Source organism: Devosia sp. YR412 (assembly GCF_900110945.1).
GTDB lineage: Bacteria > Pseudomonadota > Alphaproteobacteria > Rhizobiales > Devosiaceae > Devosia.
On record NZ_FOFL01000004.1, the window covers coordinates 119,150 to 132,026 of the forward strand.

Annotated in this window: 7 protein-coding genes and 1 pseudogene; 2 read left to right on the top strand and 6 right to left on the bottom strand. The window is 62.8% G+C overall.

The window, feature by feature from the left end:
• Window positions 1-59: 59 nt before the first annotated feature.
• The 5 genes and pseudogenes from prfB to BM045_RS14335 form a co-directional block, all read right to left on the bottom strand.
• Window positions 60-1,182, bottom strand: a protein-coding gene (prfB, locus tag BM045_RS14315; RefSeq protein WP_139198807.1) for a peptide chain release factor 2 whose coding sequence is annotated in 2 segments (ribosomal slippage) — window positions 60-1,112 and window positions 1,114-1,182 — 1,122 coding nt in all. Because the reading frame shifts where the segments join, the coding sequence is not laid out codon by codon here.
• Between the two features lie 90 nt (window positions 1,183-1,272).
• Window positions 1,273-3,048, bottom strand: coding sequence for a methyl-accepting chemotaxis protein (locus tag BM045_RS14320; protein ID WP_092184408.1), 1,776 nt, complete (start codon window positions 3,046-3,048; stop codon window positions 1,273-1,275).
• 90 nt (window positions 3,049-3,138) lie between these two features.
• Complete coding sequence (locus BM045_RS14325) at window positions 3,139-3,636, bottom strand: peptide deformylase (protein ID WP_092184410.1); 498 nt, start codon at window positions 3,634-3,636, stop codon at window positions 3,139-3,141.
• Window positions 3,637-3,812: 176 nt separating this feature from the next.
• Window positions 3,813-6,158: pseudogene (locus tag BM045_RS14330) on the bottom strand (penicillin-binding protein 1A); the annotation flags it as partial.
• Window positions 6,159-6,325: 167 nt separating this feature from the next.
• Window positions 6,326-7,579 carry an N-acetylmuramoyl-L-alanine amidase gene (locus BM045_RS14335; protein WP_092184414.1) on the bottom strand — a complete coding sequence of 418 codons (1,254 nt, stop codon included), beginning with the start codon at window positions 7,577-7,579 and terminating at the stop codon, window positions 6,326-6,328.
• 295 nt (window positions 7,580-7,874) lie between these two features.
• Here BM045_RS14335 and BM045_RS14345 point away from each other — a divergent pair, with 295 nt between their 5' ends.
• Window positions 7,875-8,408 carry a glyoxalase superfamily protein gene (locus tag BM045_RS14345; protein WP_092184418.1) on the top strand — a complete coding sequence of 178 codons (534 nt, stop codon included), beginning with the start codon at window positions 7,875-7,877 and terminating at the stop codon, window positions 8,406-8,408.
• A gap of 549 nt (window positions 8,409-8,957) precedes the next feature.
• On the top strand, window positions 8,958-11,651 hold the full coding sequence (locus BM045_RS14350; protein WP_092184812.1) for an Rne/Rng family ribonuclease: 2,694 nt from the start codon (window positions 8,958-8,960) through the stop codon (window positions 11,649-11,651).
• Window positions 11,652-11,709: 58 nt separating this feature from the next.
• Here BM045_RS14350 and BM045_RS14355 read toward each other — a convergent pair whose 3' ends face one another.
• Complete coding sequence (locus tag BM045_RS14355; RefSeq protein ID WP_210185026.1) at window positions 11,710-12,855, bottom strand: pyridoxal phosphate-dependent aminotransferase; 1,146 nt, start codon at window positions 12,853-12,855, stop codon at window positions 11,710-11,712.
• Window positions 12,856-12,877: the final 22 nt, after the last annotated feature.

Below are 12,877 nucleotides of genomic sequence, written 5' to 3' on the forward strand. Positions count from 1 at the left end.
CACAAACAAAAATCCCCGCTGTCGCGGGGATTTCTCTTCGATCTCAGTCTCGACGATAGCTAGTCAGCAGTAACATCCGTCGCCACTCCGACGCGTTGCGCCAGCGCCGCTTCCATGAAGTCATCCACATCGCCATCCAGCACTACCGAAGGCTGGCCGCTTTCGACGCCGGTGCGCAGGTCTTTGACCATCTGGTAGGGCTGCAGCACGTAGCTGCGGATCTGGTGACCCCAGCCGATATCGGTCTTGCTGGCGGCCTGGGCATTGGCCGCCTCTTCGCGCTTCTGCAATTCGGCCTCATAGAGACGCGATTTCAGCATGGCCATCGCCGTCGCACGGTTCTTGTGCTGGCTGCGCTCCTGCTGGCAGGCCACGATAATGCCCGAGGGCACGTGGGTGATGCGGATGGCCGAGTCGGTGGTGTTGACGTGCTGGCCGCCAGCGCCCGAGGCGCGATAGGTATCGACCTTAAGGTCGGCTTCGCGGATTTCGATATCGATGGAATCGTCCACCACCGGATAGACCCAGCAGCTCGAAAAGCTGGTGTGGCGGCGCGCTGCGGAGTCATAGGGGCTGATGCGCACCAAACGATGCACGCCGCTCTCGGTCTTCAGCCAACCATAGGCATTGTGGCCGGAAACCTTGATCGTGGCGGATTTGATGCCGGCTTCTTCGCCGTCATGCATTTCCAGCACTTCCACCTTCATCTTCCGGCGTTCGGCCCAGCGGGTATACATGCGCAGCAGCATGTTGGCCCAGTCCTGGCTCTCGGTGCCGCCGGCGCCCGAATGGATTTCCACATAGGCGTCATTGGCGTCGACCTCGCCCGACAGCAAAGTCTCGATCTGCCGGCGCTTGGCCATCTGCTTGAGTTCGAGCAGGGCCGCTTCGGCATCCTTGATAATATCGGCGTCGCCTTCGGCTTCGCCCATCTCGATCAGTTCGGAATTGTCGCGGATGCCCGCTTCAAGCTCGCGCACCGCCTTGACGGCCACGTCGAGTTCGTCGCGCTCGCGCATCTTGGCGCGGGCCTTCTCGGAGTCGTTCCAGAAATCGGGAGATTCAGTCTCGGCGGTCAGCGCGTCGCGGCGCAGCTCTGCAGTATCCCAGTCAAAGATGCCTCCTCAGCAGGGTCAGAACCTGCTCGATTTCGGCGATGGCTCTTTCGATTTCCATACGCATATTGCTACCCATCATTGTTCGATGGTGCATGTAGACGAGGCCACCGGCAGGATCAACCCGCCAGCGGCCCGGGATCGGCTAGGCGACTGGCTAAAACTCGTTCCAGTCGGCCTTGAGCGCGGCCGAACCTTCAGTCAGATAGACGCGTGCTGCCGGCGCCGATGCGCGCTTTTTGGGCGCGGCCTGACGCGCCACCTGCGGCGCGCCGGTGATGAAGACTTCGACAATTCTGTCGAGTTCACCGGCTTGTGCCTGGGTTTGTTCAACCGCCGCATTGGTTTCTTCGACCAGCGCCGCATTGTGCTGGGTCATCTCGTCCATCTGGCGGATCGCTGTGGTGACCTGCTCGATGGCGCTGGACTGTTCCTGGCTGGCCTGGGCAATGCCCCGGATCAGCAGTTCATTTTCCTTGATGCCGTCCAGCATGGCCGTCAGCTTGTCGGTGGCCTGTGCCACCAGCTTGCTGCCGCTCGAAACCTCGGTGGCCGATTGCTCGATCAGTGCCTTGACGTCGTTTGATGCGCTGGCCGCCGATTGCGCCAACCGGCGCACTTCCACGGCCACCACGGCGAAGCCCTTGCCGGCGTCGCCAGCCCGCGCCGCTTCCACCGAGGCGTTGAGCGCCAAAAGGTTGGTCTGGAAGGCGATGTCGTCGATCATGCCGATGATATTGGAGATCTTGCCCGAGGACTGGGTGATCCGTTCCATCGCCATATTGGCTTCCGACATCACCGTGCCGGTGTCTTCGGCCGTCTTGGAGACGCTGCGGGATTTGCCGCTGGCGCTATCGGCGCGTTTGGCATTGTCGCTGACCGTCGAGGCCAACTGGTCCATTGCCGCCGAGGTCTGCTCGATCGCCGCAGCCTGGCGGCTGGTGCGTTCGGACAGGTCATTGGCACCGGCCAAAAGCTCGGTGGTCGCCACCTTGAGCGTGCCGGAGGTGTCGCGAATGCGCTCGATGATCGAGGCGAACTTGGCCAGCGTTGAATTGTATGCGGTGCGGACTTCATCCAGCTCGCCGCTGAACTGCCCGTCGATATCGCCAGTCAGATCGCCCCTGGCCAGCGTCGCCAGACCCTCGCCGAGCAACTGCACCGCACGTTTGCGAGCGGTGATGTCGGTGGCATATTTGACGACCTTGAACGGCACGCCATTCATGTCGAAGATCGGGTTATAGGTCGCCTGAATCCAGACTTCCCGCCCCCCCTTGCCAATGCGCAGATATTCGGCCGACTGAAACTCGCCCCGCGCCAGCGCTGCCCAGAACGCGCCATAGGCCCGATCACTGGCCTCCTCGGGCCGCACGAACATCCGGTGATGCTGGCCCTTGATCTCGTCGAGCCGATAGCCCAGCGCGCTGCAGAAATTGGCATTGGCGGTCAGGATTTCGCCGGTGATGGAAAATTCGATCACCGCCTGCGACTTGCCGATGGCGTCGAGCTGGCCGCGCGTATCGGCCGAGTTGAGCTTGGCTGCGGTAATGTCCGTGGCGAACTTCACCACCTTGATCGGCTTGCCGTCGGCGCCTATCACTGGGTTATACGAAGCCTGGATCCAGACCTCGCGGCCATTCTTGCCGATGCGCTTGTATTCACCGGCATCGAATTTACCGGCGCGCAGGCCCGCCCAGAAGGCCTGGTATTCGGCGCCATCCTGGCCCTTGGCGACGAACATGCTGTGCTTTTGCCCGATAATCTCGGCAGCGGCATAGCCCATGGCACTGAGGAAGTTTTCGTTGGCCGTGAGAATAGTACCATCCATGGCAAATTCGATCACCGCCTGCGAGCGCCCGATGGCATCGAGGGTCGCCTTGTCTGTAAACCGCTGATTTTTATTGTGACGCTGAAATAGCGATATTTGTACCATAACGTACCCTCGAGTATTTCCCGAGAATATACTACGTATTTGTACCTAAATAAGTATGAATGTCTGACCTTTAGGCGGGGTGGATTCCGCCTATTTGTCCAAGCTCTTCAGGAATTTGCGCGTAGCCATGTCCCGTTTCACCTTGGACAGTCGTTTAGTAAAAAACAGACCATTTACTTGATCTACTTCATGCTGGGCAATACGGGCCACAAAACCGTTCATTTCAACTTGCCGGCGCTGCCCCTGTGCATCGTCATAGGCAAGCTCGATCCGCAGGGCACGCATCACCGGCGCCTGGATACCCGGCATCGAAACCGAGCCTTCCGGCCCTATCTCTGTCTCATCGGACAGCTGCAGGATTGCAGGATTATATAACAGCCGATAATCGCGCGGATCCGCGTCTCCGGCAAAGCTGATCACGACCACCGGCTCGTTCAGCCCCAGATGCGCCGCGGCAAGGCCATAGGCCTGCACCTCCTGCGCCGCAGCCAAGAGGGCTGCCCCAGCCTCCAGCATGGCCGCATCAACCGGTCGCGGCACAGCCTTGAGGCTCAGCGCCGCATGCGGAAAAATCACGAAGCCCGGCATCAGAACAGCCCGCCACGCCCCAGGTTCGGATCAACCCACTGGCCGGTGGAGGGATCATAGACCAGCTGGGCGCTGCCCCCGCCCTGCCCCTGGTTGAAGCCGGGCTGGTTGACAAAGCCGGAGTCATACTGCTGCTGCATCATCTGCTGGCGTTGGATGGCATCCACCGTATTGACGTCGATGCCGATCACCGAGGTCATCAGGTTCGGACCGGTGCCCGGCTTGAAGGCTTCCTCGATGCCCGCTTCGCCCTCGAAGGCCTTGACGCCAGAATTGGGATTGATCCAGGCATTGGTCATGCCGGACGGCTCGACGAAAGGCGTCGCCGGCTTGCCTTCGAGCGCCTTGGCCATGAAGCTGGTGAAAATCGGCACGGCAAAGCTGCCGCCGGTCACCGACGAACCCATCGAGCGCGGCTGGTCGTAGCCGACATAGACGCCCACGGCGAGTTCCGGCGTGAAGCCGACGAACCAGGCGTCCTTATAGTCATTGGTGGTGCCAGTCTTGCCGGCCACCGGACGGTTGAGCACCTTGGCGGCGGTACCGGTGCCGCGCTGCACCACGCCTTCCATCATCGAGGTGATCTGATAGGCGGTCATCGGATCGAGCACCTGCTCGCGATTGTCGATGATCGTGGGTTCACCCTGCCCGGTCCAGGCCTCGCTGGAACAGCCCTGGCAGAGCCGCTGGTCATGCTTGTAAACGGTGACGCCATAGCGGTCCTGCACGCGGTCGATCAGCGTCGGCACGATCTTGCGGCCGCCATTGGCGATGGTGGCATAGGCGGCGGTCATCCGCATGTCGGTGGTTTCGCCGGCGCCCAGCGCCATGGCCAGCACCGGCTGCATCGAGTCATAGACGCCGAACAGCCGCGCATATTCCGAGATCAGCGGCATGCCGATATCCTTGGCCAGCCGCACCGTCATGACGTTACGGCTTCGCTCGATGCCGCGGCGCAGCGTCTGCGGACCGTAGAATTCCTGCGCATAGTTTTCCGGCCGCCAGATCGAACCGTCGCCATTGCGGATTTCCACCGGCGCATCCAGCACCACCGAAGCCGGCGTATAGCCATTGTCCAGCGCCGCCGCATAGACGATCGGCTTGAACGACGAACCCGGCTGGCGCAGCGCCTGCGTGGCACGATTGAACTCGCTCATCGCATAGGAAAAGCCGCCGACCATGGCCAGCACGCGGCCGGTGCGCGGATCCATCGCCACCAGCGCACCCTCGATCTCGGGCACCTGTTCCAGCGTATAGATGCCGGTCTTGCCGGACACCGGCGAGACATAGACCACGTCGCCGACCTTGAGGATGTCCTGCAGCGGCTTCGAGACCCATTTGATCTCCGGCCCCGACAGCGTGCCCAGGGTCCGCTCGTCGCCCACGGCATTGTCGGCCAGATTATCGGGCCGCAGCCCGATCTGCGCCTCATTGCCATTCATCGACAGCACCACGGCCAGCTGCCATTCCGGCACGTCGCTGAGCGGAATGATCTTGGCGACGTCAGCGCCCCAGTCTTCGCCCACCTCGATCGTCGCCACCGGCGCGCGGAAACCCTTGGTGTGGTCGTAGGAGATCAAGCCATCCATCAGCGCGCGGCGGGCATATTCCTGCAGCCGCGGTTCCAGCGTCGTGCGCACCGACAAGCCGCCGCCATACAGCTGGTCCTCGCCATAGAGCTTGGCCAGTTCGCGGCGCACTTCTTCGGTGAAATATTCGGCCGAATAGAGCTGGCTGCCACCGGCGCGCGGAATGACATTGAGCGGCTCGTCCTTGGCAATGGACGCCTCTTCCAGCGTCGCATAGCCATTCTCCACCATGCGATCGATCACCCAGTTGCGGCGCTCGATAGCGGCCTGCGGGCGACGGAACGGATGGTAATTGTTCGGACCCTTGGGCAGCGCCGCGATATAGGCCGCTTCGCTCAGCGTCAGCTGATACAGCGCCTTGTCGAAATAATTCAGCGCCGCCGCCGCCACGCCATAGGAGTTCAGTCCGAGGAAAATCTCGTTGAGATAGAGCTCGAGAATGCGGTCCTTGGAAAAGGTCGATTCGATGCGGATGGCCAGCAGCGCTTCCTGGATCTTGCGATCCCAGGTTTGCTCGGAGCTGAGCAGGAAGTTCTTGGCCACCTGCTGGGTGATCGACGAACCGCCACCCTGAATGGCCGAATTGCCATCCATGCGGGCGAGCAGGTTATCGCGCGCCGCGCGGACCAGACCATCCAGCGCAATGCCGCCGTGGCTGTAAAAATCCTTGTCCTCGGCCGAAAGGAAGGCATGCACCAGCAGCGGCGGCACCGTCTCGATCGGCTGGAACAGCCGGCGCTCGCGGGCAAATTCGGCCAGCAGCGTGCCATCGGCCGCATGCACGCGCGTGGTCACCGGCGGCTGGTAATCCTTGAGCACGGTATAATCTGGCAGATCGGCAGCAACCGTGGTGAGGTACACCGCCGCCACGCCGACCCCGGCCAGCGCGGCGAACATCGAAAACCCAAAAATCCAGCCGAGCAAGCGCAACATATATACGTATCTCTCCCGGAAAGCCCTGTGGCCTGCCGTAAACCAGAACCCCGCCGCCTGCCCCTAAGCGCCGGATTCACCGCAGAATCATAGCAGATTGCGCCGCCAATTGGCATCACAAGCCAGCAAGCCCAACGCTTGCCAAGCGCCGTGACGCAATTGTCACATCACTCGTCGGGGACCATGCTGTCGAAATAGCTCGAAATCCCCCGCGCCAGCGCATCGGCGGTCCGGTCCTGCCATTCGCCCTGCAGCAGATTGGCCATGTCATCGGCATTGCTGAGGAAACCAAGCTCCAGCAGCACCGAGGGCACATCCGGCGCCTGCAGCACCAAAAAGTCGGCCTGCCGCACCGGGAAGCGGCGCAGTTCGACGCTCGGCTCGAGCTGATGCACGATGGCCTGCGCCGCCACAAACGACTGATGCCGCATCTCGCGCCGCATCAGGTCGAGCAGGATATCCACCACTTCCGGCGCCATCTGCGGCATAGCGAAGCCGGCGATGATGTCGGTCTTGTTCTCGTTGTCGGCCAGCACCTTATCGAGCACGTCGGTAGCATTCTCGTCGCGCGTATAGACACTGGCGCCGCGAATTTCCGGCTGCTGGAAACTGTCGGCATGCAGCGAGATGAAGAGGTCGGCCTTGTTGGTCCGCGCCAGCGCCACGCGCTCTTCGAGCCGCAGGAACGTATCGTCCTCGCGTGTCAGCGCCACATCGAACCGCCCGGACGACACCAGCAGTTCCTGCAGCTTCAGCGCGAAGGACAGCACAATGTCCTTCTCCTTGATGCCATCGGCGGTTTCGGCACCGCTGTCGATGCCGCCATGGCCGGGATCGATCACCACCAGCGGCCGCGTCGCGATCGGCAGTTCGGAACCGCCAGCCGGTGTCGAGTCCGCCGTCACCGGCGGCGTCGCCGTGCCCGAAGCAGCCGCATCGCGGGCCACATTGGCGGCGAATTCCTCGGCCGTCGCCGGAATGACATCCACCACCAGCCGCGCCGGCTGGCCTTCGAAAGGGTCGAGCACATAGGCCTGCTGCACTTGGGCCGGCGCCGATAGCGTCAGCATGGTGCGCACCCGGTCGGGCGCCGCCTGCTCGACCAGATAATCACTGATCATATTGCCTTCGCCGGCCGGCTTGCCGCTCGGCTCCGGCACCGAAAAGGTCGCGGCCCGCACGTCGATGGCGATGCGGTCGGGTTCGCTCAGCGACACCAGGGCAAATTCGGTCTTGGCGGCGAGGTCGATGATCAGCCGCGCCCGCTCCGGGGTCGCCGAAACGCGCACGTCGATCACATTGGGCAGCGCGACAGGTGCAACTTCGGCAGGCGCCGCCGGCGCATCCTGGGCTTGCAGGCCACCGGCCAGCAGCAGCGCCGCCACGAGCGGCAGAACCAGTAATCGAATGGATTTCAGCAAGCGCAGACCGGCCCCGTGAACATGTCTGCCGCATCTCCCATGATGGTCGGGCGATTCTGCGGCGCGACCGCTCTTATGCGATGATTTGCCCTTGCGGCCAACGCATCACTTTGGGGCTGACAAAACAGTGACGCGCGCTATGATCCCGCTACGGCCGGAGGCGGCCGGCAGCCCGCGTCCTGCAAGGGATATGGCGAATGCCTCCACGCTCTGTCCTTTCCCGTTCATTCGTCGGGCGAAGGCGTCGGCAATGCGGGCACTGACGAGAACTTTCGCCACCACGAAAGGAACGGACATGCGCGATTATCGCGATGCGAAAGCCATGGCTAGGAGCCTGCGCGAGGCCCTTGCCGCCAGCGGCATCACCATCCAGCACAGCCAGGCGTTGGAAATCGTCGCCCAGCAATTCGGGCTCGCCACCTGGAACATCCTGGCTGTCAAAATCGACGCCGAGCCAAAGGGCGACACCGTGGCCTTCGAACAGGCCGTACCCATCATCCGCATCTTCGACGTCGCTAAGGCGCATGAATTCTACCTCGGCTTCCTCGGCTTCAGCGTCGATTGGGAACATCGCTATGGCGAGAACTTCCCGCTCTATACCCAGGTCTCGCGTGGCGGCCTGCGCCTGCACCTTTCCGAACATGCCGGCGACAGCATGCCCGGCGGCAATGCCATGGTCTATATGCAGGGTATCCAGCAATTCCACGCAGAACTTTCCGGCAAGAACTATCGCTACATGAAGCCGGGCCTCGAGGAGCAGGATGGCCGGCTTGAAGTCCAGGTCACCGACCCGTTTGGCAACCGTATCCGCTTCATGCAGGTCACATAGGCCAAATCTGGCGGGGTGGCATGGCGCAGTCCGCGCCGCCCTCCCATGACATCCCCTGCCCCTCGCAAGCCCCTGTCATGGTTACTTTTCGACTTTCTTGTTGCCAATCTGTCTCAACATCCCTACACGCTTAGAGGTGAAGCGCATGCTTCCCGCAGAACCAGTTTGCGCAGGTCTTTTGGACCGACGACGGTGGTACGGGGAGTGGCCGGACGAGGGATCGAAGAGAGCTCCCGACCTCCGGTTCAGAAGCGGCAAATCCAGCGCTTCACTACGAATTTCGGCCTTTCGGGGCCGGACGGTTGCCGAGAGGCAATCCAATAGGAAGAGGTCAGATGGCCCGCAAGCGGACAGAGCGCGACGCGATCGAAATTACCGATTGCCGCTTTGTCACGCAGCATCTTCCGGCCATGACCACATCGACCGGCGCGATGAAGGCAGAGCTTCTGCGCGCCATACACCCCAAACCATTCGCCTCGCACAGCGCCACAGTCAGGACGCCGGTTTTCCGGCGGCCTCTTGTCGGCGCGCGAGCGCGCGGAGTTCAATATGGCTACCAAGAGAATGCTGGTGGATGCCATCCACCCGGAAGAAACACGGATTGTCGTCACATCGGGTAACCGGATCGAAGAGTTCGACTTCGAATCAGCCCAGCGTCAGCAGTTGCGGGGCAATATCTACCTCGCCAAGGTCACGCGCGTTGAGCCGTCGTTGCAGGCGGCCTTTGTGGAATATGGCGGCAATCGCCATGGCTTCCTCGCTTTCAGCGAAATCCATCCCGACTATTACCAGATCCCGGTTGCCGATCGCGAAGCCCTGCTGCGCGACGAAGAGGCCGAGGACGAGCACCACGACGAAGCCGAAGACACTGTCTCGCTGCCCGAAGGCGTAACCGAGCCCGACGCCGAAGCCGATCCCCAGGAGACTGAAGAAGACAGCCATATCGAGCAGGCCCCGGCCAATAGCGAACCCGTCGAATCGATCGGTGGCGCCGATGCGCTGGAAGAAGTTCCCGAGCGTCGCCGGCAGAGCCAGAACCGTCGTCACTACAAGATCCAGGAAGTCATCAAGCGCCGCCAGGTCATGCTGGTGCAGGTGGTCAAGGAAGAGCGGGGCAACAAGGGCGCGGCTCTGACCACCTATCTGTCGCTGGCTGGCCGCTATTCCGTGCTGATGCCCAATACCGCGCGTGGCGGCGGCATTTCGCGCAAGATCACCAATGCCGCCGACCGCAAGCGCCTAAAGGAGATCACCTCCGATCTTGAAGTGCCGCAGGGCATGGGCGTCATCCTGCGCACGGCTGGTGCCTCGCGCACCAAGGCCGAGGTCAAGCGCGACTTCGAATATCTGATGCGCCTTTGGGAATCAGTGCGCGAACTGACCCTCAAGTCGCAGGCGCCATGCCTCGTCTATGAGGAAGGCTCGCTGATCAAGCGCACCATTCGCGACCTCTACAACAAGGATATCGACGAGGTTTTCGTTGCGGGCGATGCGGCCTTCCTCGAGGCCAAGGACTTCATGCGCATGATCATGCCGAGCCACGCGAAGAACGTGCAGCTCTACAAGGATGATCAGCCGCTGTTCTCCAAGTATGGCATCGAAGCCCAGCTCGACTCGATGTTCTCGCCGACGGTTACCCTGCCCTCCGGCGGCTATATCGTCATCAACCCGACCGAGGCGCTCGTCTCCATTGACGTGAACTCGGGCCGCTCCACCAAGGAGCACAATATCGAGGACACCGCGCTCCAGACCAATCTGGAAGCCGCCGAGGAAGTCAGCCGCCAGCTTCGCCTGCGCGATCTGGCCGGCCTCATCGTCATCGACTTCATCGACATGATGGAGAACCGCTCCAACCGGGCCGTCGAGCGCAAGCTCAAGGATTGCCTCAAGGACGACCGCGCCCGCATCCAGGTCGGCCGCATCAGCCATTTCGGCCTGATGGAAATGAGCCGCCAGCGCATCCGCTTCGGCGTCGTCGAAAGCTCGACCCACAAGTGCCCGATCTGCGACGGCACCGGTCTCGTGCGTTCGGTCGAATCGCTGGCGCTGATGATCATGCGCCAGATCGAAGACCACGTGCTGCGCCGCCAGGGCCAGTCGATCAACGTACGCGTGCCGGTCGATGTCGCGCTCTATATCCTCAACTTCAAGCGCGACACCCTGATCGCGCTGGAAATCCGCAACCAGCTGTCGATCACCATCACCGCTGACGGCAAGATGACCGGCCACCAGTTCGCCATCGAAAAGGGCGAAGCCCGCGTCATGGCCTATGCCGAGACTCGCGTCACCGAGCATGTCCGCGTCGATAGCGCCATCATCGAAGACGATATCGACGACGACATCGTCGAGGACGAGGAGGAGGCCGAAGAGGCACCCGCCGCTGCAGCGTCTGCCGAAGCCGGTGAAGGCGAAGGCCGTCGCCGCCGTCGCCGCCGCCGTCGTGGCGGTGCCGATCGCGAAGAAGGCGGTCCGCGTCCGCAGCAGCAGCGCGCTGCCCAGGCGCCAAGCGTTGAAGCCAATGTTGCCGAAGGCGAGACCGACGAAGACGAGGGCGAAGAAGAAAACCCGGGCCGTCCGTCCGGCGAAGCCGCTGGTGACGACGAGCCCCGCAAGCGCCGCCGTCGCGGTCGCCGTGGTGGCCGCCGCAACCGTCGCGATGGCGAAGATGGCGTTCGCGCGCCCTCGCCGGCTGGCGAAGACGGCCTAACCGAAGCCCAGACCGAAGCGGTCGCTTCGGATCTCCTCGCGCAGGACGCCATCCAGGCTGCCGAACCCGCGATCGCCGAGGCAGCCGCACCTGTCGAAGCCGCGCCGGCCGAAAAGCCCAAGCGCACGCGTCGCAAGAAGGTCGACGAAACGGCTGAATCGGCCCCGGCCGAAACCGCGCCCGTCGCCGCTGTCGCCGAAGCCGCTTCTGCTGCCGAGGACGAAAAGCCCAAGCGCAAGCCGCGTGCCCGCAAGCCCAAGGCCGAAGCTGTGGAAGCAGCCGAAGTCGCCCAGGCAGCCGTTGCCGAGGTCGCAGACGCGCCTGTCGCCGAGGCCACTTCCGCACCGGCACCAGTGCCCGCCTCAGAAGCCCCTGCCGAGGCGCCCAAGCCGCGCAGGGTGAAGAAGGAACTGCCCGCCGAAGGCGTGGTGGTCTCCTCCAGCGCCCCCAAGGCAGAGCCGGAAGCCGAAGGCAAGCCTGCCGAGGAGCCCAAGAAGAAGGGCGGCTGGTGGCAGCGCCGGCTTGGTCTAGGCTAGAAATTGAAAGGGCGGCCTCCGGGCCGCCCTTTTTGTTTGTCGGTACTCGCTTAGGCGCCTAGCGCAAAACCTTGCCCATCCGCTCCAGCGCCAGTTCCACACTCTCGCGCTTCCCGGCATAGGAGAATCGAACAAACCGGTTGCCGCCGGCGCGGTCAAAATCGATCCCCGGCGTGATCGCCACGCCCGCTTCGTCGAGCAAAGTCTCGCAAAAGCTCATCGCATCGTTGGAAAAGCGTGAAATCCCGGCATAGGCATAGAAGGCCCCGTCCGATGGCGCGCCAATGTCAAAGCCCAGCGCATGCAGCCCGTCATTGAGCAATTGCCGATTGGCGGCATAGCCGGCCTTCTGCTGCTCGGCATAGTCGCGCTCGCCCAGCGCCACGGTGGCGGCGATCTGGCTCAGCGTCGGCGCCGAGATGAAGAGGTTCTGCTGCAGGATTTCGGCGCGGCGCACCAGATCGTCGGGCAGCACCATCCAGCCGATGCGCCAGCCGGTCATGCAGTAATATTTCGAGAATGAGTTGATGACGATGGCATCGCGCGTCAGCTCCAGCGCCGAGACCGACGGCCCGGCATAGTCGAGGCCATGATAGATTTCGTCCGAAATCAGCCGCACCCCCAGCCGCTGGCAGGTCGCGATGATATCGGCCAGCCCAGCCCGATCCACCGTCGCGCCCGTCGGATTGGCCGGACTGGCGAACAGCAGGCCCTCGAAGGGCGTATCGGCATGGGCCGCCGCAATATCCGCCCCGGTCAGCCGCCAGCCGTTTTCGGCGCTGAGCGGAATTTCGGCAATGCCGAAGCCGAGGCCCAGCAGCGTATTCACATAGGCCGGATAGCCGGGCCGGGTGATTGCGATGCGCGCGCCGGGCCGAAACGCCGTGTGAAACGCGATGATGAAGCCCGAGGACGACCCCATTGTGCAGAGCATGGAATCAGGATCCACCGTCACCCCATGCTGGGCGGCGTAATAGGCCGTCAGCCCTTCACGCAATTCTGTCAGCCCCTTGGCATTGGTATAGCCCTGCGCCAGCGGCAGGGCCTTGCCAACCGCCTCGATCACCCGCGGTGCCGGCGGTGCACCGGGCTCGCCCACTTCGAGATGGCAGACTGTCCGCCCCGTCGCCTCGATCGCCTTGGCGCGCTTGAGAATTTCCATGGCGTGGAAGGGCATCAGTCCATCGGCGGGCAATTCGGTCATGCTGGCTCCGTGTTTCTCTCCG